19 protein-coding genes, 8 tRNA genes and 1 pseudogene are annotated in these 22,629 nt (G+C 38.0%); 9 read left to right on the top strand and 19 right to left on the bottom strand.

Annotation, left to right across the window (positions count from 1 at the left end; translation table 11 throughout):
• Positions 1 to 79 precede the first annotated feature (79 nt).
• A pseudogene (locus ATZ35_RS05790) lies at positions 80 to 652 on the bottom strand (polymer-forming cytoskeletal protein).
• A 522-nt stretch (positions 653 to 1,174) separates the two neighbouring features.
• Between ATZ35_RS05790 and ATZ35_RS05785 the strand changes: the two are divergent.
• The 3 genes from ATZ35_RS05785 to ATZ35_RS05775 all read left to right on the top strand — a co-directional run bounded on the left by ATZ35_RS05785 (position 1,175) and on the right by ATZ35_RS05775 (position 4,003).
• Positions 1,175 to 2,152: an ABC transporter substrate-binding protein gene (locus tag ATZ35_RS05785; protein WP_208929895.1), complete on the top strand. Its 978-nt coding sequence runs from the start codon at positions 1,175 to 1,177 to the stop codon at positions 2,150 to 2,152.
• A 97-nt stretch (positions 2,153 to 2,249) separates the two neighbouring features.
• Positions 2,250 to 3,200: an ABC transporter permease gene (locus ATZ35_RS05780; protein ID WP_208929894.1), complete on the top strand. Its 951-nt coding sequence runs from the start codon at positions 2,250 to 2,252 to the stop codon at positions 3,198 to 3,200.
• Positions 3,200 to 4,003, top strand: a complete 804-nt coding sequence (locus ATZ35_RS05775; RefSeq protein WP_208929893.1) for an ABC transporter ATP-binding protein — start codon at positions 3,200 to 3,202, stop codon at positions 4,001 to 4,003. The genes ATZ35_RS05780 and ATZ35_RS05775 overlap by 1 nt, the downstream gene beginning before the upstream one ends.
• Positions 4,004 to 4,066: 63 nt before the next feature.
• Here the strand turns inward: ATZ35_RS05775 and ATZ35_RS05770 are convergent, their stop codons facing one another.
• Positions 4,067 to 4,279: a zinc ribbon domain-containing protein gene (locus ATZ35_RS05770; RefSeq protein WP_010771950.1), complete on the bottom strand. Its 213-nt coding sequence runs from the start codon at positions 4,277 to 4,279 to the stop codon at positions 4,067 to 4,069.
• A 185-nt stretch (positions 4,280 to 4,464) separates the two neighbouring features.
• Here ATZ35_RS05770 and ATZ35_RS05765 point away from each other — a divergent pair, with 185 nt between their 5' ends.
• Both ATZ35_RS05765 and ATZ35_RS05760 read left to right on the top strand, forming a co-directional pair.
• Entirely contained in the window at positions 4,465 to 5,451 is a 987-nt protein-coding gene (locus ATZ35_RS05765; RefSeq protein WP_208929892.1) for a biotin--[acetyl-CoA-carboxylase] ligase, read from the top strand.
• A 132-nt stretch (positions 5,452 to 5,583) separates the two neighbouring features.
• Positions 5,584 to 6,555 (top strand): LPXTG cell wall anchor domain-containing protein, encoded by a 972-nt coding sequence (locus tag ATZ35_RS05760; RefSeq protein ID WP_208929891.1) that lies wholly within the window; start codon positions 5,584 to 5,586, stop codon positions 6,553 to 6,555.
• An 82-nt stretch (positions 6,556 to 6,637) separates the two neighbouring features.
• Here ATZ35_RS05760 and menA read toward each other — a convergent pair whose 3' ends face one another.
• The 4 genes from menA to pplA form a co-directional block, all read right to left on the bottom strand.
• Positions 6,638 to 7,591 (bottom strand): 1,4-dihydroxy-2-naphthoate polyprenyltransferase, encoded by a 954-nt coding sequence (gene menA / locus ATZ35_RS05755; protein WP_208929890.1) that lies wholly within the window; start codon positions 7,589 to 7,591, stop codon positions 6,638 to 6,640.
• 11 nt (positions 7,592 to 7,602) lie between these two features.
• Positions 7,603 to 8,682, bottom strand: a complete 1,080-nt coding sequence (locus ATZ35_RS05750; protein ID WP_208929889.1) for an FAD:protein FMN transferase — start codon at positions 8,680 to 8,682, stop codon at positions 7,603 to 7,605.
• Between the two features lie 119 nt (positions 8,683 to 8,801).
• Positions 8,802 to 8,963 (bottom strand): hypothetical protein, encoded by a 162-nt coding sequence (locus tag ATZ35_RS05745; protein WP_208929888.1) that lies wholly within the window; start codon positions 8,961 to 8,963, stop codon positions 8,802 to 8,804.
• A 313-nt stretch (positions 8,964 to 9,276) separates the two neighbouring features.
• Positions 9,277 to 10,206, bottom strand: coding sequence for an extracellular electron transfer flavoprotein PplA (gene pplA, locus ATZ35_RS05740; RefSeq protein WP_086277568.1), 930 nt, complete (start codon positions 10,204 to 10,206; stop codon positions 9,277 to 9,279).
• A gap of 266 nt (positions 10,207 to 10,472) precedes the next feature.
• Here pplA and ATZ35_RS05735 point away from each other — a divergent pair, with 266 nt between their 5' ends.
• The 4 genes from ATZ35_RS05735 (at position 10,473) to ATZ35_RS05720 (ending at position 14,515) form a co-directional block, all read left to right on the top strand.
• Positions 10,473 to 12,380 (top strand): NAD(P)/FAD-dependent oxidoreductase, encoded by a 1,908-nt coding sequence (locus ATZ35_RS05735; RefSeq protein ID WP_208929887.1) that lies wholly within the window; start codon positions 10,473 to 10,475, stop codon positions 12,378 to 12,380.
• A 109-nt stretch (positions 12,381 to 12,489) separates the two neighbouring features.
• Complete coding sequence (locus ATZ35_RS05730) at positions 12,490 to 12,912, top strand: NusG domain II-containing protein (protein WP_086277571.1); 423 nt, start codon at positions 12,490 to 12,492, stop codon at positions 12,910 to 12,912.
• 16 nt (positions 12,913 to 12,928) lie between these two features.
• Positions 12,929 to 13,489, top strand: coding sequence for a Gx transporter family protein (locus tag ATZ35_RS05725; protein WP_086277572.1), 561 nt, complete (start codon positions 12,929 to 12,931; stop codon positions 13,487 to 13,489).
• A 39-nt stretch (positions 13,490 to 13,528) separates the two neighbouring features.
• The gene (locus ATZ35_RS05720) at positions 13,529 to 14,515 is read left to right on the top strand and encodes a polyprenyl synthetase family protein (RefSeq protein WP_208929886.1); all 987 of its coding nucleotides are present in this window, start codon (positions 13,529 to 13,531) and stop codon (positions 14,513 to 14,515) included.
• A gap of 42 nt (positions 14,516 to 14,557) precedes the next feature.
• Here ATZ35_RS05720 and gor read toward each other — a convergent pair whose 3' ends face one another.
• The 13 genes from gor to ATZ35_RS05655 form a co-directional block, all read right to left on the bottom strand.
• Positions 14,558 to 15,910, bottom strand: coding sequence for a glutathione-disulfide reductase (gor, locus tag ATZ35_RS05715; protein WP_208929885.1), 1,353 nt, complete (start codon positions 15,908 to 15,910; stop codon positions 14,558 to 14,560).
• A gap of 65 nt (positions 15,911 to 15,975) precedes the next feature.
• The gene (locus ATZ35_RS05710; RefSeq protein ID WP_208929884.1) at positions 15,976 to 17,217 is read right to left on the bottom strand and encodes a peptidase U32 family protein; all 1,242 of its coding nucleotides are present in this window, start codon (positions 17,215 to 17,217) and stop codon (positions 15,976 to 15,978) included.
• A 14-nt stretch (positions 17,218 to 17,231) separates the two neighbouring features.
• Positions 17,232 to 18,152, bottom strand: coding sequence for a peptidase U32 family protein (locus tag ATZ35_RS05705; RefSeq protein WP_208929883.1), 921 nt, complete (start codon positions 18,150 to 18,152; stop codon positions 17,232 to 17,234).
• A 497-nt stretch (positions 18,153 to 18,649) separates the two neighbouring features.
• Complete coding sequence (locus ATZ35_RS05700) at positions 18,650 to 21,139, bottom strand: ATP-dependent Clp protease ATP-binding subunit (protein ID WP_208929882.1); 2,490 nt, start codon at positions 21,137 to 21,139, stop codon at positions 18,650 to 18,652.
• 4 nt (positions 21,140 to 21,143) lie between these two features.
• A complete protein-coding gene (locus ATZ35_RS05695) occupies positions 21,144 to 21,611 on the bottom strand; it encodes a CtsR family transcriptional regulator (protein ID WP_086277583.1) in 468 nt (155 codons plus the stop codon).
• A gap of 164 nt (positions 21,612 to 21,775) precedes the next feature.
• Positions 21,776 to 21,849: transfer RNA gene (locus tag ATZ35_RS05690), tRNA-Pro, on the bottom strand.
• Positions 21,850 to 21,933: 84 nt separating this feature from the next.
• Positions 21,934 to 22,007, bottom strand: a tRNA-Arg gene (locus ATZ35_RS05685).
• Between the two features lie 30 nt (positions 22,008 to 22,037).
• Positions 22,038 to 22,123 (bottom strand) — tRNA-Leu (locus tag ATZ35_RS05680).
• A gap of 10 nt (positions 22,124 to 22,133) precedes the next feature.
• Positions 22,134 to 22,205 (bottom strand) — tRNA-Gly (locus ATZ35_RS05675).
• Between the two features lie 8 nt (positions 22,206 to 22,213).
• Positions 22,214 to 22,286: transfer RNA gene (locus tag ATZ35_RS05670), tRNA-Thr, on the bottom strand.
• 31 nt (positions 22,287 to 22,317) lie between these two features.
• Positions 22,318 to 22,399: transfer RNA gene (locus ATZ35_RS05665), tRNA-Leu, on the bottom strand.
• A gap of 12 nt (positions 22,400 to 22,411) precedes the next feature.
• Positions 22,412 to 22,484: transfer RNA gene (locus ATZ35_RS05660), tRNA-Lys, on the bottom strand.
• 6 nt (positions 22,485 to 22,490) lie between these two features.
• Positions 22,491 to 22,563: transfer RNA gene (locus ATZ35_RS05655), tRNA-Val, on the bottom strand.
• Positions 22,564 to 22,629 lie beyond the last annotated feature (66 nt).

Genomic DNA, 22,629 nt, shown 5'->3' with positions numbered 1-22,629 from the left:
GCTTAAAACGAGCTATTTTCTATAAAAAAAGACACTCGATATAAATCGAATGTCTTTTGCATGTTCAATTAGTTTTTACTTATTGAACCGTAGTTTCTCCAGTAATTTCAGCGCCTTCTTTATCTAAAGTTGCAGAAGTTTTGTATTCTTCTTTTTCAAACGTTACATTTCCTTCAACTTTGGTTCCATTCAAGACAAAACCGTTCGCTTTTACTAAGATATCCCCTTTAACGGTTCCGTTAACGATGTTGAAATTTTCTGTCTCAACAACTAACTTAGGAACAGTCAATGTGTATTCATCTGTGATTTTTTTATCTGAATCTTGGGCATATAATGCTAATTTTCTATAAATATCGTTTGAAGCTTCCCCTTTATCGTGGAACTCACCCGCTACTGTTACATCTTTGTCAAAAGTAAGATCAGCTGTTGCTGCAACGATCCAATTACCATCTTTGCTCAAGGCTTTTTCGATTACTTCTGGTTTATCACTGATTGAAGCACCACTCACTGTATCAACGCTTGAACTCATTGATGTTTCTGTTTAGCTGTCTGATGAACTATCTTTAGATTCTTTCTTGTCTCCTTTACATGCACCTAATACCAATACTGTTGCTGCTAAGGTACCTAATGTAATCCATTTTTTTGAAATCATATACATCCTCCTAGTTATCTACTATTTATTTATCCAGTTAAATTCTAGCATGAACCAGTTAAAATTCACAAAGATATCTCTTTTCCAGTGTTTAACATTAGGAATAATTTAAATATTTCACAAAAATTATAATTATTTTTATCTCTTTTTTTATTTAATAGCATTATATGAATGTTCAGAAAATTTAAAATAATCTGTTGACATCTACCTCACTTTTCCTTTATACTGTAAACAATTCAATTTGCGGAGGGATTTTTATGACACACTTAATCAACTCACAACTGAATAAAGCTTACTTTAGCTACTTTAGATAGTTTTGTATTCATGAAATCATGGGTACAAACAGCAAAAACCTGTTTTTGTATCTATGATGGCTAAAGCTTTTTGTACTGAACAAACGCCACGTAGACAATCCTAAGTGGCTAAAAGAAGAAGTGTTTATCTTACGACTTTTATCAATCCATTTAGGCATATTGTCTGAATGGATTTTTTGTTTTATTAATTATAATTGGAGGAATCAGGATGAAAAAGAAACTATTAGGACTAAGCATCGTATCAGCAGTAGCACTATTGGCTCTTGGCGCATGTGGAGATGGCAAAAAGACAGGTAGTGAAACGAATAGTGACAGTAAAAAGATCGGTGTTTTACAACCTGTTGAACACGGCTCACTAGATGCTGCTTTTGAAGGATTCAAAGAAGGTTTAGCTGATAATGGATTCAAAGACGGCGACAACCTAACCATTGACTATAGCAATGCCCAAAATGATCAAGCACAATTAAAAAGCATGAGTGAAAAATTAGTCAAAGAAAAACCAGATCTCTTACTAGGAATCGCAACTCCTGCTGCGCAATCACTGTTGAACGAAACAACAGATATTCCAATTTTAGTTACAGCAGTAACAGATTTAGTGAGTGCTAAACTCGTAAAATCAGATGAGAAACCTGGCGGCAACGTAACTGGAACTACTGATATCGTCCCTATCGACAAACAAATTGCCTTACTATTATCTATCGTCCCTGATGCTAAAACTGTCGGAATCATGTATAACGCAGGTGAAGCCAATTCTAAAATCCAAGCGGATATGGCAGAAAAAGCCTTAACAGATGCTGGCATCAAATCAAAAGTTTTAACGGCTAACTCAACAAACGACGTACAGCAAGTAACGACTAGCTTAGCAAAAGATGTTGATGCAATTTATATTCCAACCGACAACACTTTCGCTTCAGCAGCTGCTGTTATCGGCGAAGTAGCAAAAGAACATAAAACGCCAGTCATTGCAGGTTCTATCGAGCAAGTCGAAGAAGGTGGCTTGGCAACTGTGGGCATCGACTATAAGTCACTCGGCAAACAAACTGGAGCCATGGCAGCAAAAATCCTAAAAGGTGAAGCAAAACCTGAGGATATGCCTGTTGAAAAAGCAAAAGACTTAGAACTTTTCGTGAATAAAGACATGGCAAAAGCGTTGAATATCGATCCAGACACGATCAAAGCACCTTAATTCCTAAATAAACGTTGAGAGAAAAGCAACTGGCTTTTCGAAGCTAAACGCTTTTTTCTCGGCCTTTACATAAAACTACTGAAAGAAGCTGATTTTATTGTTAGACATATTACTATCTTCAACCTCTCAAGGTCTTCTGTGGTCCTTACTCGCCATCGGAGTCTTCCTGACTTACCGTATTTTAGATATCGCTGATTTAACTACTGAAGGAAGTTTTCCTTTAGGCGGTGCAGTCGCTGCCGTTATTTTAGCAAAAGATCCAACGACTTGGCCGGCGCCATTCCAGTCTTTATTCGATATTCATTATATGATAGCGCCAATTTTTGCATTGATAATTGCCTTTATAGCCGGCATGTTAGCAGGCCTTGTTTCAGGACTTTTACACACAAAATTAAAAATCCCAGCTTTATTAGCAGGAATCATCACGATGACTGGACTTTACAGCATCAACTCGCGCATCATGGGCGCTCCAAATATTTCTCTAATAGGAACAGATTCGATTTTCTCTCACGCTCAATCATTAGGACTCACTAAAATCAACAGTGCAATAATCGTCGGTGCAATCATCGTTCTTTTAGTCATTACTCTACTCGTCTTATTCTTTAAAACTGAAATTGGTTTAGCCACTCGAGCAACGGGTGACAACATCGATATGAGTGAAGCGAACGGAATCAAAACTGACAACATGAAAATCATCGGCTATATGTTGTCAAATGGGTGCATTGCCTTAGCTGGTGCATTACTTGTACAAAATAATAACTTCGCTGATTTGAATTCTGGTATCGGAACGATCGTTATCGGACTTGCTTCCATTATCATTGCAGAAGTTCTCTTTAAAAATAAAACACTTGGTTTGCGTTTGCTTACAATTGTGATTGGTGCAATTTTATACCGTTTTATCCTCGCTTGCGTACTAGAGCTACGTGTCGATCCAGCTGATTTAAAATTATTCTCAGCAATTATTCTGGTGATTTGTCTATCTTCACCATTGATTCAAAAAAAATTAGGTTTTTCTAAACTAGGGAAACGTAAAGGAGGAGCCAACTAATGGAACCTGTACTAACAATCAAAAATTTACACCAATATTTCGAGCGTGGAACAGTCAATGAAAACCATGTACTTAAAGGCATTGATTTAACGATCAATCAAGGTGAATTCATTACGATCATCGGTGGCAACGGTGCTGGTAAATCGACTTTGCTAAACAGCATTGCTGGAACATTACCGATTGAAGAAGGGCAATTGACTTTAAATGGTAAAGATATTACCAAACAGCGTGTCGTTGCTCGCTCTAAACAAATCAGCCGTGTGTTTCAAGATCCAAAAATGGGGACTGCTGTACGTTTAACTGTGGAAGAAAACATGGCCCTTGCAATGAAACGTGGAAAAAAACGCGGTTTGGGAAATGGCGTTCGTAAAAATGACCGTAATTTCTTCAAAGAACAATTAGCCAGTTTGAACTTAGGTTTAGAAAATCGCCTAGGTGCGGAAATTGGTTTATTATCTGGCGGACAACGCCAAGCAATCACTTTGCTTATGGCTACCTTGATTCGTCCCGAACTAATTTTATTGGATGAACATACCGCAGCCTTAGATCCTAAAACATCGATCACAGTTATGGAGCTAACTGAAAAATTAATACAGGAACAAAACCTGACAGCCTTCATGGTTACTCACGATATGGAAGACGCGATTCGTTATGGCAACCGTCTGATTATGCTTCATCAAGGGCAAGTTGTAGTAGATGTTCCTGCCGAACAGAAAAAAGATCTAACCGTTAACGAGTTGATGGAAATGTTCCACAAAAATAGCGGTAGTGAATTAAAAGATGATCAACTGCTACTAGTTTAAATAAAAAGGAGTTCAAGTGTATGACGCACTTGAACTCCTTTTTTTCATTTATTTTGTGGGCTATTAACCACCCATTAAAAAGTCTAAAACATTCCAGCCATCTGATGTTTGACCACGATACAATTCCGTAAATCCGCATCTCGTACAGCTCACTGTGATAAATTTCTTATTTTGTATATCAAAAATCTTTGAAAAGTTTCCTCCTGTTGCTTGAAACTGATCTGATACATAATGTGTGTTGCCACACTTATCACAAACATATTGTTGCTTTTCCATTCTTCCCCACTCCGTCTCTATAATTGTAACTAGCATCTTTCGTTCCTACTACATAAGTATAGCAATTTTTTCAGGAAAACTCATACATCCTTAGATGGATTTTTATCTCCTCTTTCAGGCGGATGGTGGTTGACCCATCTTCCTACCATCAGATACAATGAAACTACTATAAAGGAGCGAAGTGTATGTCTACGAAAAGTCAGGTATTAACCCTATTAATGAAACAAGCCCCCAATTTTATTTCGGGTGAAGAAATGGCGCAACAACTTTCTTTATCTCGAACTGCGATCTGGAAAGCGATCAATGAATTAAAAAAAGAGGGACACATCATTTCAAGTAGTCGTAATAAAGGCTATTGCTACGGAAAATCAGACGTTTTATCAGCAGAAGGAATCCGTTTAGCTCTAAAGTCAGCAACGCCAAGTCTTTCGATCACGGTGCTAAACTCATCAGAATCCACAATGAAAGATGCAAAATTAGCCGCAATCAATGGTGAACCAGATAATACATTGATCGTAGCTGATATCCAAGAGGCGCCGATTGGTCGATTCGGCCGACCTTTCTTCTCAAAAGCAGGTAGTGGCATCTACATGAGCATGTTATTAAGACCAAATCAAAACTTTGAAGAAATGGCACAATATACCGTGATCATGGCTGTAGCAGTCACTCGTGCAATGAACAAGTTGATCAAGGTCTCTACTGAAATCAAATGGGTAAATGATATCTATATCAACGGAAAGAAAGTCTGTGGTATTTTATCAGAAGCAATGAGTGATGTTGAATCGGGACAAATCTCAAATGTCATCATCGGTATGGGAATCAACTTCTCTTTAAAACAAGAGGAATTTCCAAAGGAATTAAGAAAAAAAGCAACCTCTCTATTTCCAAAAGAGGAACCAACGATCACAAGAAACGAACTGATTGCAGAAATCTGGAATCAATTTTATGCCATTCTAAATCAATTACCAGAACAACATTTCTTAGAAGAATATCGCCAAAAATCATTTGTCCTCGGCAAGACTGTTTCGTTCACTCAAACAGGTGTTGAATATGAAGGAATTGCAGTCTCCATCAATGATCATGGTGAATTAGTCGTACAACTCCATGACAAAACAGAAAAGATCCTTTCTTCTGGGGAAATCAGTTTAAGCAGCATCAATCCAACGACTTAACAATAATATCAAACAAATATATTAAGAATTTATTAAGGGGTCAACCAGTTTTCTTACAACCACTTGCTATATGTTTCACTTGTGTTACATTTATATCATAAACAATACGATTATTACGCAAGGAGAATATTTATGAAAAAAGTAGTTTTTTGTTTGGTCGCTTTATCTTTAGCTCTACCGCTTACAAGTTTTGCAGAAGAAGTTTCAACTACATCGGAAGTTGAAAGCTCTTCCTCTATAACATCCACACAAGAGTCTGAGAAGGAAAACAAAAAAACCTTGGATAGTTCTACATCAGATACAAGTTCCATAGAAAATTCCAGTAGCTCAGCTCCCAACGCTTATAGCGATCTTATCCAAACAACTTTAGTTGTATTTCAAGGAGAAAAAGTGACTGCAGAAATGCTTTTCCAAGATGGTGGCTATCATGGCGCTGCGTTTAGAGATCTTAAGCTTTTAGAGGACGCCTCAACAGAAAAGATAGGAGACTATTTAGTCAAAGTGAGCTTTATGCTCTATCCTTTAGAAGAAAACCAAGGAGAGAAGCAAGAAGTTACACTAAACATGGGCTATACAGTAGTAAAGTCTACGCCAGTGTATGATATCCAATTTATTTCCTATAATTCAGAAAATAACCAAGTTAAGGGGAGGCTCTTAACTACAGATGATGCTTCAGTCAGTAACGTGCCTATCTACGGCGAAAATACCGCTAACTATGATGCAGTTCCTAAAAATATAAAAGAGTTTTATCCCTTTGCCAAAACAGATAGTCCTGTCCTAACAGATGCTGAAGGTTATTTCACTCTTCCATACCAAGATGATTTCAGTTTTGCAGCTTTTTCGCCACAATCAGGTGATTATTCGCCTATCTACACATTAACTGACAAAGCCTTTGCCGGTGCTGCAGCAGGAACAACAGATAGCTCTACACCAGCTAAAAGTACTGCTTCCTCTTCGACTTCTGCTAAAGAAACAGAAAAGAAAAAAGGCTTATTTCCAAACACAGGTGAAAAGAAAACTGTTTACTTTTCAATTGCGGGTATTGCCATTATTCTATTAGCTGTACTATTTCTATTCATTAAAAGTAAAAAAAATAAAAAGTAGTGTTTGAAAAAGGGTTGTTAAAATAGAGCATAAAAAAGAAGGAAGCAGAGTCGTTGTTGGTTACTGCTTCCTTCTTTTTTATTTAAATTTTTTCTAAAATAATCGTTAAGAATAACCCTAGTAAATAGCTACCGTTAAATGCTAATAGATTTTTTATCGAATAGCCAAAACTTTTTGGATGAGGTAACTCTTTTTTAAATGACTGAAGATTTTTCCAAACAGTTGGCAGTGATAAAAATACAGTCAAAATCGGCCAATGATATACACCCAATGGCCACCCAATCAAGACAACTGCATAGCAGGCTAACATCAATAGTTGAAATAATATCACACCATGCTCTCGACCAATATAATAAACCAACGTATAACGATGATTTTCAATATCCGTGTCTAAATCTCTCAAGTTATTTGCCAACATGATATTGGCAATCGTGAAGACCATCGGCAAAGAGGCCCAAATGATCGCTAGTACTGCCCACAAATTTCCTGTCAAGGCGAATGTTCCACGACCCCAATCAAGCAATAGATAAAATGGTCGTTTATCTTGAACATTCAAATAAATCGTCATCGCAAAAATCCCAAGTCCCATTGTAAATCCACTGAAAACCTCACCTAAAGGCATCCGCGATAACGGAATTGGCCCAAACGTGTAGAAAATCCCAATAAAACAGCACACGCCGCCCATTACCAAAAATAGCCAACCTGTTTGAACCGTTAAAAAGATCCCAATCACAGCGGAAAAAGCAACCATTCCAAAGATCATATTTCTCACAAGAACAGGTTTAATCCCAGAGCTACCAATAATATTCTCTTCATATTTATATACTTCAGATTTTGCTTTTTTAAAGTCCATATAATTATTGATGGCAGTCGTCGCCATATCAAAAACAACCATTCCTATGAAAAACAAAACTGTATAGCCTAACTGAAACTCTTGGAAATAAGCAATCGAAAATAACACCCCAACTGCAAAAGGAAATAGACTCGCTAATTTCGTCTGAATTTCCACAACCTGCAAAAATACTTTCAAAGACATATTCGTTCTCCTTATTTCAGGTCTTTACGATCACCCATTGTATAACCTGAATCTTTTCCTAACTCAAAAACCTTTTCGATATCTTTACTTACAAATACGGTATCCTCTTTTGTAACAAAAATCACATCAACATCTTTCAAGCCTTCAGCGTAATCTAAACCTTTTTTGACCCCCATTGAAAATACAGCTGTTGAAAGTCCATCGCCATCGATCGATTCCTTCGTGATCACAGTGACACCTGCGATATCATTATCGAAAGGATAACCTGTTTTAGGGTCAAATAAATGATGGTATTTTTTACCATCTACTTCTAAAAAGCGCTCATAAATACCAGAAGTTACTAATGTTTTATTGCTTTCTTGAATCGTTCCGATTACTGTATTACGGGCTTTGTTAGGATCTTGTATTCCTACATTCCAGTCCATATCTTTACCACGAGGGCTATGTCCTAGCACATAAACATTTCCACCTAAATCCACAATTGCAGTCGTTACGCCATTATCTTTCAAAACTTTCACGACTTCATCTGTAATAAATCCTTTGGCGATTGCACCTAGATCAAGTTGCATTCCTTTTTCTTCAAGATAGACCGTTTTATCTTCATCATTTAATTTTACTTTATGATAATCAACTAATTTTAACGCTTGGTCGATTTCTTCTTGTGAAGGTTTACGAGCATCATCAAAGCCAATATGCCATAATTGTGTGATTGGACCGATTGCCATATCAAAACCACCGGAAGAATCTTCACTATATTCATATGCTCGTTTCAATAACGGGAAGATATCATCAGAGACTTTGACTGGTTTGATCCCAGCTTGTTCGTTTATTTTATCGATTTCAGAGCCTTTTTCGTTGACCGTGATTTTATCGCCTAGCTCTTTCACTCTGGCAAAGGCTTTTTCTAATACATCTTCTTTACCGTCATCATAGATTCTCACTTGTACATAAGTTCCTAATAGCGATTGTTGATCTGAATAAGGTTCTTTGTTGATTTTGGTTTCTTCCGTCTTCTCCTTTGAGTTACATCCTGCTAAGACAGCTAAAAATAGTACTGTCATTAAGATGATCAGTGATTTTTTGTTTTTCATCGTATCCCTCTTTCTACATAGAAAAATTGTCTTATTTATAGTAGCGCTTTTTCGCTTGAATGGAAAGGATTTTCTATCTGTTATTGGTACGGTTTAGTGAAATGAATGCAGTGATTTGTTTAGACTTTTGGTATTTGCGCATTAAGAGAATGAAGCAACGCTCCTTGCAGTCGCCTTGTACTGTTTTCATCATCTGCTCTGGCAGAGCCTGTTGGGCTATTCTTTTGACCGACATTTACTTTTCTAGATACAGTTACCTCTGTTTTTTGCGAGTTAAGCATTGGGTGATTCCTAGTACGGTTACTTCTCTCCCTTCGGTCGCCAAGTACTGTTCATCATCTGCTCTGCGTAGCAGTCGCAGTGATTCCTAGTACGGTTACTTCTCTCCCTTCGGTCGCCAAGTACTGTTCATCATCTACTCTGCGTAGCAGTCGCAGTGATTCCTAGTACGGTTACTTCTCTCCCTTCGGTCGCCAAGTACTGTTCATCATCTACTCTGCGTAGCAGTCGCAGTGATTCACAGCAAAAAGCAGAATTCAGAGCAATCTCTGAATTCTGCACACATTTCTTTTTTTGTTTTACTTATGTGAAAAATTATTTTTTCATTACAATGTTGTCTACAACGATTTCGTTAGTGTCGCCTTTTTCAGCAGCATTCACTAATTGTTCAGCGTAGATTACGAATGAATGAGAACTGTGAGTTGCACCAGTTACTACTTCTACGTTTGCAGCTGAACCGTCTTTTTCGTTCATTGCTTTCACTAATTCTTCGTTTAAAGTTTTAATGTATTCAGCTGGGCCTACACCTGATTTGTCTTTCATGTTTTTGTTGTAGTCAGCGTCATCTTTTTTAGATTTGCCTTCATCATTCACGTTATCGTAGTTAGATTCTGTTACTTTACCATCTTTTACAACGATTGAAAATTCAGTATGGTAGCCATTTGAATTATTTTTTTCTTTCAATGCATACGTACCATCTTTAAGGTCAGCACCATTGTCGATTTCGATTGTTTTAGTATCGCCAGCTTGAGCTGCTTGAATCAATTGTTGTGCATAGTTTTGGAATGATTCACTTGAGTGAGTCGCACCAGTTACTACTTCTACGCCATCAGCGCTTTGTGCTTTAACAAAAGAATCGTTTAATTCTTTGATGTATTCAGCTGGGCCTACGCCTGATTTGTCTTTCATATTTTTTTCATAGTCTTTATCATCTGCTTTTGATTTACCATCAGCATTGATATTGTCATATTTAGATTCAGTGATTTTGCCGTCTTTAACAGTCATTTCAAATGTTGCACGGTAACCATTAGATTCATTTTTTTCTTCTAATTTATAAGTACCATCTTGTAAATCTGCACCAGCTTCTTTTTCTGCTACTGTAGAAGATTCAGCTGTTTTTGATGTTGCAGTAGTTGATTCAGAAGATTTCGCTGTGTCTTTCTTTTGATCTGATCCACATGCTGCTAATAAAAGAGATGAAAGTGCGATAGCTGTGAAGCCCTTTACAATTTTGTTCATTTTCATTTTTGTTCACCTTTTCCTTTTCTTAAACATTCACAATTTTTGTTTGTGATATAATTTACATTCTATAGAATTTTCCAATTATGTCAATTAAAGTTATAAAAGAAAAACAAAAATTCACCCGTTTTTCACGACTTTTTAATAAAAAAAAATTATTTCCTATATTTAAGAATTGTTATTAGACAAAACCTAAAAATGGCTATATAATGAATTCGATTGTGTAATTATTATCATTTTTCATTTCATTTATTTTAAGGAGCGGATTATCAATGACAAAGCAAAAAATTGTCGTTGTGGGAGCTGGTTATGCTGGAGTTTCAGCTACTAAATTTTTAGCCAAAAAATTGAAAAAAGATTCTGACGTTGAGATTACTTTAATTGATCGTCATTCTTACCACACCATGATGACTGAGCTGCACGAAGTAGCCGGAGGACGCGTTGAGCCTTCAGCCATTCAGTACGATCTACAACGTTTATTCTCACGTAAAAAGAATGTCACTCTTGTAACTGACACTGTAACTGGTATCGATAAAGACAAAAAAGTTGTTCAAACAGAGTTAGGTTCTTATGAATTTGACCAATTGATTATCGGTATGGGTGGCGAGCCAAATGATTTTGGTACTCCTGGGGTTAAAGAACATGGTTTTACTCTATGGTCTTTTGAAAACTCTCTGAAAATTCGTGAACATATCTTGGAAACAGTTGAAAAAGCAGCAATCGAACCAGATCCAGAAGTTCGTAAAGCGATGCTAACATTTGTTGTCTGTGGTTCAGGATTTACTGGTATTGAAATGGTCGGCGAATTGATCGACTGGAAAGATCGTCTTGCAAAAGAATTTAAACTTGACCCTAATGAATTTACTTTAATGGTCGTTGAAGCAATGCCGACAATCTTAAACATGCTTTCTCGTAATGATGCAGCAAAAGCTGAACGTTACTTAGAGAAGAAAAATGTGAAATTGTTGCTTAACGCACCAATCGTTGAAGTAGCTGCAGATCATATCAAATTAAAAGATGGTTCTACAGTTCCAACACACACATTGATCTGGACTGCTGGTGTTAAAGCAACTTCTGACGCTGCTGACTTCGGTTTAGAGTCAGCTCGTGGTAATCGTTTGATTGCAAATGAATACATGCAAGCGAAAGGCTACGAAGACAAAAACATTTATATCGTTGGTGACTTGGTCTATTACGAAGAATTCCCTGAAACACCGACACCACAAATCGTTCAAGCTGCTGAACAAACAGGTCATACAGCTGCGGCAAATATCGTAGCGGACATCAAAGGCAGTGAAAAACACAAATTCAAAGGAAATTATCAAGGATTCATGGTTTCTGTTGGCGCTAAATGGGGTGTCGCAAACTTATTTGATAAAATCCACCTGAGCGGTTTCTTAGCGATCATCATGAAACACATCGTTAACTTGAAATATTTCTTTGACATCCGTTCTGGTTATTACATGTTCCAATATATTATGCACGAATTCTTCCATATTAAAGATGACCGTAATGTAACACGTGGACATTCTTCACGTTATGGTAATGTTTTATGGAGCGTTCCTTTACGTGTATTCTACGGTATGGTTTGGTTAGTCGAATCGATGAAGAAAATTGTCGGTACTGGCGATTACTTGAAACCAAGCACTTGGTTTGGTGATGGTTCATGGTTTACTGATAAAGTTGCCTTCCCATTCCCTTGGTTACAAGAACAAGTAACAACAGGTGCATCTGCTGCAGGTGGTGGTGCTGAAGCAACTGAAACAACAGCTAAAGCTGCTCAGTTTGGTTTAAGCTATGCATACGGTGAAGAACCAATGCAAGTGTTCGATCATATGCCTAAATGGTTCGAAAGTGTTATGAAATTCATGATGCCTAACCAAGAAGTGGCATTGTTCATGCAAAAATTCATGACAATCGTTGAAGTACTAATTGCTTTAGCATTGATCGCTGGATTATTCACTTGGTTAAGTAGCGCTGCTACAATTGGTTTAACAATTGCCTTCTGTCTTTCAGGTATGTTCTATTGGGTAAACATTTGGTTTATCTTTGTAGCCTTCGCTTTAATGAATGGTTCTGGACGTGCACTTGGTTTAGACCGCTGGGTTATCCCTTGGGTTCAACGTACACTAGGTAAATGGTGGTACGGAACACCTAAGTCCAGATATGGCAGTAAATAATTACTTCTTATAGTAAAAATCTAAGAGAGTTCTAGGTTTGCTCCTAGAACTTTCTTTTCTCATTATGATAGAATATAAGAAAATAAACACTACAAGGGAGAGGATAGAAATGGACATCAAAGAATTTGTCAAAAAAAGCTATATACGTCCGTGGGATATTGTAATCATTGTTTTCTTGATTCTCAGTTCTTTCTTGCCCCTTGCAGTATTTAGCATGCAAAACACTGCACAAGATGACGCGACAAAACAAGCAGTACTAAAAGTGGATGGTGAAGTAATCAAAGTCTTCGATTTAAAAGAAGGTGGCCCCACATATACATACAAATACGAAGACTCTGATGGAGACTATAACTTGATCGAAGTCAGTGGTGATAAAATCCGCATGGTAGAATCAAATTGCGGAGATCAAATTTGCGTACAACGAGGTTGGATATCTAAAGCAGGAGAAACACCTATTGCCTGTTTGCCCCATAATTTATTCATCACAGTTGAGGCTTCTGATGGGAGTGAGGATGGCAGTTTGATTTATTAAACACTGTCAGTATATTATGAGTAAATTACAAAAAAACATCTATATTTCCATGTTAGTCGCACAAGGTGTGATCATTGGATTGATTGAAAATATGATTCCTTATCCTTTTGCTTTTGCCCCTGGTGCTAAACTAGGACTGGCTAATCTAATTACCATCATTGCTATTTTTACAATGCGAAAAAGAGATAGTTTCTTTTTGGTCTGTATGCGTCTAATTTTAACGACACTGCTTGGCGGAACGATTTCCACTTTCTTTTATAGCGCCAGTGGTGCCTTACTTAGCTATTTAGGAATGCTACTCATCATGCAGTTAGGTCCTAAACGCGTCAGCATTATTGGAATTAGTGCGGCAGGTGGATTTTTACACAATGTTGGGCAATTATTAACCACTTGTTTCTTTGCTCAATCATGGGCTCCTATGCTTTATCTGCCTTTCCTTTCTTTTTTCGGCTTATTATCCGGAATTGCAATCGGGATTGCAGCAAATTACCTACTGCGCCACGTTCAAACTCTACGCCAATTTCAGCTAAATTACGAATCAACAACCAAACATAAATGGAGCCAATATTTTCAATAATATTTTATTCTGACTGAGTACAATCAAAGGAGTCATCTTATGAACATTCATCCCATGTGGAAAAAATATCCTGAACTAGCAAAAGAATTAAACAATACGTTAAAATTGATGGAAAATAGTGTTGATCTAAAAAATAAAGATGTCGAAGATGCAGTCATGTCGATGATCCATTCCGGCGGTAAGTTACTTCGTCCAGCTTATCAGCTTTTATTTTCACAGTTTGGCGAAAAAAGAGAACCCAAAAAGGCTGTTGCTTTAGCGGCAGCGATTGAATTATTGCACACTGCAACATTGATTCATGACGATATCGTAGACGATGCTGATATCAGACGTAGTTTACCAACTATTCGTTCTCAATTTGGCAATAGCACAGCTGTTTATGCGGGTGATTATTTGTTTGTCAGCTGTTTCAAGTTACTTGCTGACTACTCTTCTTCTTTAAAAAGTATCCAGTTAAATTCACGGAGTATGGAAAAAATATTAAGTGGTGAGCTGGGACAAATGGATAATCGTTATAATCTTGATATGACGATTGATCAATACTTAGAAAATATTTCTGGTAAAACTGCTGAACTTTTTTCACTAAGCTGCTTTGTTGGCGCTTATGAAAGTGGAACAACTGAACGTTTTGCCAAAAATTGCGGAAAAATCGGTGAAAACATTGGGATTGCTTTTCAAATTATCGATGACGTTTTAGATTATACCCAAAGTCCAGAACAAATCGGAAAACCTGTGTTGGAAGATGTCCGTCAGGGAATCTATTCATTGCCGCTTTTATATGCATTAGAAGACGGACGAGACACCCTACTTCCTTATTTGAAAAAAGGTGAAACATTGACTGACTCTGAAACAAATAAAATCTATGAATTAGTTCATTCATTTGGCGGAGTTGAGAAAGCCCAAAAGCTTGCACAAAAATATACGCAGCAAGCTTTAAAAGGTATTCAGAAGCTACCTGAAACTTCCTCTAAAGCTAAGGATGAGCTCTTAGAAATCACACAAGCCATTCTTGCACGAACAAATTAAAAAAAGCACGGATAAAACGTTTGACGTTTTATCCGTGTTCTTTTATCTCATCGTTACAAATTCTTCCGAACCTGTCGGGTGAATTGCCACAGTATTATCAAAATCTTTTTTCGTAGCCCCCATTTTGATTGCTACTGCAAAACCTTGCAACATTTCATCAACCCCTAAGCCAATCCCATGCAGTCCAACGATTTTCTCTTCTTCGCCGACACACACTAGTTTCATATCGCATTTTTGACGATACTCACCCAAAGCAAAATACATTGGTGTAAAAGTCGATTGGTAGATTTTGATATTTTCATCCCCATATTTTTCTTCGGCTTCTTTTTCAGTTAAACCAACTGTAGCAATTGTTGGGTGCGTAAAGACCACAGTCGGAATTGTTTCATAATCTAAATACTCATTTTCTTTCCCGTTGAATAAACGCTCTGATAATCTTCGTCCTGCAGCAATCGCCACGGGTGTTAAATCAATTTTGCCAATCACATCGCCAACAGCGTAAATACCAGTTTGTGTTGTATTCTGGAATTTGTCCACTTTTACATAGCCTTGATCTGTCAGCTCAACATGTGTATTTTCTAGCCCTAACGTATCTGTATTAGGTTGACGACCAGTTCCAAATACAATACTATCAGCTGTGATTTTAGTGCCGTTTTCAAAAGTGATCATCAATTCTCCTGATTCAAACTTTTCAATCGAACGAGGAGTTGAATGAGGATAAATATGCATGCCATCTTCAGCATAATGCTCAACTACTTTTTCTGATAACATTTCATCGAAACCTCGTAATGGACGGTCTTTTCTAAATGCCCAATGTGTCTCAGATCCTAATCCGTGAATAGTTCCAGCAAGTTCAGCAGCTATGTAGCCTGCTCCAACGAAGACTACTCGTTTTGGTAATTCTTCTAAAGCAAAAAAGCCATTAGAATCGATCGCATATTCTTCACCTGGAATTCCTAATTTTTTAGGACGTCCACCAGTTGCAATCAAAATATTAGGAGCTGTATAACGTTCGCCTCCTGCTTCGACTGTGTGATCATCAACAAACGTTGCATACTCTGCTAAAACTTCTACATTATTACTATCTAACCCACGATGGTAAGCCGCATGTAGATTATCAATGTACGCCTCACGATTTTGAACGAGCTTTTCAAAGCTGAAGGATTTTACCTCTACATCCATTCCATACCCTGCTGTATCTCGTTTGATCATTTCCATCATTGAGCTTGCTTGCCACATTACTTTTTTAGGGACACAACCAACATTCACACAAGTTCCGCCAATATCAGCCGCTTCAATCAATAAAACCTTGGCCCCGTGCATCCCTGCACGATTAGCAGAAGCAATTCCACCACTGCCACCGCCGATTACGATATAATCATATTGTTTTGTCATTGTTCACTTATCCTTTCTGCAATGAAAGGGACAAGCTGTAACAGCCAATCCCTCACTCAAATTATTTATTTCTTTTTACGAATCATATCACCAACTACTACTGGTTCTTCAACTGGCATTGTTAAAATCATCATTGGATTTGGTGCTCGATCGATTGACTCGTCCTCTTCATTATACATAACATCTACTGTTTGATGGAAGTGTTTGAACCCAGGACCGTAAAATTCAATTTCGTCGCCTACACTAAAATGATTTCTTTGACGAATCGTTGCGACTTTTGTTTCGGGATCATACGCCATCACTTCCCCGATAAATTTATATTGCGGGATCTTGCGACGTTCTCCAAATAACTGTTCTTCATCGGTTGGTACATGGTAATAAAAACCAGTTGAAAGCTCTCTTTGCGCTACTTTCCAAAGCTCATCGATCCATTCTTGTTTGCACTCATAATTTTCAGGATCTTCCATATACGTATCAACCGCTTTTTTGTAGACATTTGCTATTGTAGAAACGTAGTGAATCGACTTCATTCGGCCTTCGATTTTAAAGCTATCAACACCATTTTGGATCAATTCAGGAATATGTTGGATCATTGCCATATCCACTGCGCTCATCGAAAATTCTTCTTCAACTTCACCTTTATCAGTCAAACTTGTACGTTCAGCGCCAAAAGGCATATCATAAAGCTCGTATTTCCAACGACAAGATTGTGAACAACCACCACGATTCGCATCCCGCATCGACATATGATTAGACAACGTACATCTACCAGAATAAGAAATACACATTGCCCCATGAATAAACGCTTCAATTTCCACATCTGTATTTTTGCGGATTTCTGCGACTTCGTCCATTGATACTTCACGTGCTAACACCACACGTTCTAATCCTTCGTTTTTCCAAAACTCTAATGTTTCATAGTTTGTCGCTGATGCTTGTGTAGATAAATGGATCGGCAAGCCTGGCGCTTCCGCTGCACAAATTTCAATCAAAGCTGGATCAGAAACAATGACTGCTGAAATCCCAACATCACGAATTTCTCTGAAAAAGTCTCCTGCTCCTTCTTGATTTCCTTCATGCGTAACCATATTTGCTGCTACATAAACTTTTGCTCCATGTTCGTTGGCGAAAGCTACTCCTTCAATCATATCTTCTTTTGTGAAATTTCCTGCACGACTACGTAGACCGTAAGCATTGCCACCAATATAGACTGCATCGGCGCCATAGTGAATAGCTGTTTTTAGTTTTTCTAGCGTCCCTGCTGGTGCTAAGACCTCAGGACGCTTCAGTGTTCGTTCATTTGTCATATGTTTTTTTCTCCTTATTTTATCTCGTCTGGATCCAAATCAAAGAACCCGATATCTAAACCACGATTTTCTGGATGAAGAGCTTCTATTTGTTCAATTGCCACTTGTGCTTGCTCACTCGACCAAAGTCCAGCTTCTATTTTTTCCTTAGCATCTGCAAATAGCTTTGCAACGTTCACAAAATTTTCTCCAGGCGCATAAATGCCATCAAGCTTCCACTTTGTGTAATTATGTTCATGAAGCTTGTCCAATTCACCAATTAAATTTACATCATTATCTGCAAAAATATGGGTACCATGACTGTCTTCATAAATGGAATAGTGCGTTTCTTCTTTTTTAGGCTCAGATATAAATAGGCCACGCTCTTTACTGGCTGATTCATCATTTTTAGTAAAATTATAGTAATTTTGCAACAATGGTCGTTTTGATTGATGAATACATGTAGCACCATACACAAGGACCTCAGCTGGAACCATCAAATTATCCTTCATTGCTTTCATTTCTTCAAAAGGAACTTCACGAGCCAAAACTGCACCGATCGATCCACGTTTTGCCCAGAAATTAATTTGACGAGAGCTAGTTACTAAGGTTTCTCCATCATAAATATACGGAATATCGATTCCATCACGCTGCAAAACAAATACTACCCCTGGATCTCCAACAGTTATTTGATCAACATTGATTTCTTGTAAAAAAGTCAAATATTCCGGGACCTTCTTCATTTTTTCCGGATGCATGATCCCATTTAGCGCAACAGTCACTTTTTTTCCTGCATGATGGGCCTTTTCTGTAATAATACGCTGTTCCTCACGAGAAAATGACGTTGGCAAACGCAACCCGAACATCTCTTCTCCAATGTATAAAGTATCTACCCCTACTGCTAATAACGCATCTGCTTGTTCAACAGATTCAGCAGTCGCAATAAGTTCTATCATTTTGTATCCTCCTTTAAAAGCTGAATGAACCCGCTTAGCATCGACTGAAAAATAGGGAAATTTGAATGTGACGTTCTTTGTCACAGGCTAATTTTATCTTTTTTCCGAGATGCTGGTTCATGAAGCTAGATAATTTTAAAAGCTGAATGGGCTTGTTCAGCTCTGACTGAAAAATAGGAAATAGGGATGGTGGTGTTTTTTGCCACTATTCATATTTATCTTTTTTCCGAAGAGCTAGCCCATGAAGCTAGATATCTCAAAAGCTGAACAGAATCATTCAATCCTTTTACAAATTCATCTAACAGCAATGCTTTTATCTTTTTACACAGTCTTCTCACAACTGTTTTATAGTAGCACAGGTTCACAAACTTTCCAATAGACTCTCTTTATTTTAACGCTCATTTTTCACAAAATAAAGAGTGTTCGCTTACTTTTTTTTAAGAAAAAAAGCTGTACAAAACAGATTCGTTTTGCACAGCGAATTATTGATTTTAGCTTTAAATTGTTTGTAATACTTGCTCTGGTTTGGGTGATTTAACATTTAATGTAATCTTGCCCTTACTTGCGCCAATCGTCACTTTATCTCCAAGATGAATTTGACCAGAAAGTAATGCTTCACTTAAACGATCTTCTACTTCTTTTTGTAAAGCTCTACGAATTGGGCGTGCACCGTATTCTGGATCAAAACCGACTTTTCCAATCACTTCAATCGCTGCTGCTGTGATTTTTACATTAACATCCTGTTCTCTTAAACGCTGAATAATCGATTTACTCATGATTTTCACGATTTCGTGAATTTCTTCCTGATCCAATGAACGGAAAACAACTGTTTCATCCACACGGTTCAAAAATTCTGGGCGGAAGGCTTTTTTCAGCTCTTCCATGATCCGTTTTTGCATTGCACCGTAATCTTTCGTTAGATCCTGAACATTGAAACCAACATTTTTTTCATCACGAATCGCCGTTGCGCCAATGTTTGATGTCATAATCAAAATTGTATTTCTAAAGTCTACTTTTCGTCCTTTAGAATCTGTTAAGTGACCATCGTCCAACACTTGTAACAAGATATTGAAGACATCAGGATGAGCTTTTTCTACCTCATCCAGTAAAATAACAGAATACGGTTTTTGACGAATTTTTTCGGTTAACTGACCGCCTTCTTCATACCCGACGTAACCTGGAGGGGAACCAATCAAACGACTAGTACTGTATTTTTCCATAAACTCAGACATATCTACCCGAACAAGAGCATCCTCACTACCAAACATGGTTTCAGCTAAAGCTTTTGCAAGTTCTGTTTTACCAACACCGGTTGGTCCTAAAAACATAAATGAACCAATTGGTCGATTTGGATCTTTCAAACCACTACGGGCTCTGCGAATCGCACGCGACACAGCTTGAACCGCTTCATCTTGTCCGACTACTCGATGATGTAAGATACTTTCCAATTCAAGCAATCGTTCACTTTCCTTTTTCTCTAATTGCTGTAAAGGTACACCTGTCCATTGTGAAACAACATTCGCAACATCTTCTTCTGTTACCCGATTTGCGTAACCAGAAGCCTCTTTTTCTTCTAATAAGAGAATATTTTCTAATTTTCGAGCTAATTTTTTCTCTTTTTGACGTAATCTAGCTGCGCTTTCAAAAGACTGAGATTGAATGGCTTCTTCTTTTTCTTGAACCAAACGAGCAATTTCTAAACGTAAGTTATTGATTTCAGAAGGTTCATCCGCTAAATCCAAGCGAACTTTAGCTGAAGACTCATCCATCAAATCGATTGCTTTATCTGGTAACTGACGAGAATTGATATAGCGTACAGATAATTGAACTGCTGCATGAAGTGCATCATCTGTAATCTCCACACCATGATGTTCTTCATATCGAGATCGTAACCCTTTTAGAATCTCTTCTGCCTCTTCTGGTGTTGGTTCATCAACTTGTACACGAGCAAAGCGTCGTTCTAAAGCAGAATCTTTTTCGATATACTTTTGATATTCATCTAATGTTGTTGCACCGATTGTTTGCAACTCACCTCTTGCAAGTGCTGGTTTTAAAATATTTGATGCATCGATTGCACCTTCAGCACCACCTGCACCAATCAGAGTATGCAATTCATCAATAAATAAAATGACTTCGCCATCTTGGTAAATCTCATCGATTACCTTTTTGAGACGATCTTCAAACTCTCCACGATACTTAGTACCAGCTACTAAAGCGCCCATATCCAACATCATCAAGCGTTTTTCTTGCATATCTTCTGGCACTTCACCATTTACGATTTTTTGTGCTAACCCTTCAGCAATCGCTGTTTTACCAACACCAGGTTCTCCAACTAAAACAGGGTTATTTTTTGTACGACGGCTTAAAATTTGAATCAAACGTCTAACTTCTTGTGAACGTCCAACTACTGGATCAAGATTTTTTTCACGAGCTAATTTTGTTAAATCACGTGCTAACGAATCTAATGTTGGTGTTCCTTTTGGCGTTGCCTTTTGAGCTTGATTATTTCTTCGACGTCCTACATTACCACTCATTTGTGGATCTGTTATACCGATTTTTTTCATTAAAAGCTGGCGCATTTTGGATAAACTTAAGCCCAGATTCAATAAAATACGTGATGCTAGTATATCTTCATCTCTTAATAACCCTAATAAAATATGTTCTGTACCAATATTTGGTGCACCTAAACGCTTGGCTTCATCACCAGCATATGCAAAAATTTGCTTTGCACGAGGAGAATAAGGCAAGTATGAACCTTTAGGATAGGCTTTTACAGTACCATAACCCGTTAAGTGTTCGATTTCTTCACGAATATCGTTTTTATCAGCATTCAACTGGCGCAATGATTTCCCAGCAATTCCATTTGGCTCCAAAACTAATGCCAATAGCAAATGCTCTGATCCAACAGATTGATGCCTAAAATATTTTGCTTCTTCTTGTGCAATGGCTAAGACTGCCTTGGCACTTTCTGTAAATAATTCATCCATATTATCATTCCTCCTCGTAACTCAAACGTTCTAAAAATGAATGCATCAATTGAGCACGTAAATAATCTTCATTTGATCCTGCTTTGCCTAGAACTTGTTTTCCAAGAACTGACAACATCAGGTTTCCTTCTCTTTTGGTGATCACTTCTTCTTCGTACAACTTTTGTATAAAAATCAGTGCATCTTTTTCTGAAAGTTCATTGCCTGTAAACTGAGCAATCTGTTTTAACAATTGATCACTATCAGAAATTTGAACCTTGGCGATTCGAATGTAACCACCGCCACCACGTTTACTTTCAACAGAATAGCCGCGTTGAATTGTAAAGCGTGTATTGATAACATAATTAATCTGGGATGGAACACAATTGAATAAATGAGCCATTTCGGCTCTGCGAATCTCAATTTTACTGCTCTCTTCAAGAATCTTCTTTAGATATGCTTCTATTAAATCCGAAGTATTTTGATTACTCATCACACTCATCCTTTTCCCTTGACTAATACTGACCTTAATTATACATAACTTCAACTGTTTAATAAAGTGGAATGCCTGATTTGATAAGAAAAAGTAAATATAGATAACGCCTTGGGTATTTTATTAGAACAAAAAAGAACAGAGCAATTACTCTGTTCTTTCAATCGGGAAGACAGGATTCGAACCTGCGACCCCTTGGTCCCAAACCAAGTGCTCTACCAAGCTGAGCTACTTCCCGTAGCTATAATAATAAAAAAAGACTAAACGTTTAAAAGGAACTAATACACCTAACCTTCTAATCCGCAGTCAAACCTATCAACTATGCACCCAAAGGGAGTCGAACCCCTAACCTCTTGATTCGTAGTCAAGCACTCTATCCAGTTGAGCTATGGGTGCTACATGTCATACATCTGTATGTCACTGCAATGCCGAGGACCGGAATCGAACCGGTACGGTGATCACTCACCGCAGGATTTTAAGTCCTGTGCGTCTGCCAGTTCCGCCACCCCGGCGAACAAGCTAAGCGGAAAACGGGGTTCGAACCCGCGACCCCCACCTTGGCAAGGTGGTGCTCTACCACTGAGCTATTTCCGCAATTTGGATGCCGGCTAAAGGATTTGAACCCTCGACCCTCTGATTACAAATCAGATGCTCTACCAACTGAGCTAAGCCGGCGTATTCGCCAAGTATTAAACGAGACTAAAAATGCGGGTGAAGGGACTTGAACCCCCACGCCGTAAGGCGCTAGATCCTAAATCTAGTGCGTCTGCCAATTCCGCCACACCCGCAAAATATTCCTATGAGCCGTGCAGGGCTCGAACCTGCGACCCTCTGATTAAAAGTCAGATGCTCTACCAACTGAGCTAACGGCTCAAAAAATGGAGGTTGACGGGATCGAACCGCCGACCCCCTGCTTGTAAGGCAGGTGCTCTCCCAGCTGAGCTAAACCTCCAAGACAACACTTTAGCGTGGCGACGTCCTACTCTCACAAAGGGAAACCCTTCACTACAATCGGCGC

Origin of the sequence: Enterococcus rotai (assembly GCF_001465345.1) — a bacterium.
In the GTDB taxonomy this organism is placed as follows: Bacteria; Bacillota; Bacilli; order Lactobacillales; family Enterococcaceae; genus Enterococcus_L; species Enterococcus_L rotai.
This window is presented reverse-complemented; position numbering and strand designations above follow the sequence as displayed.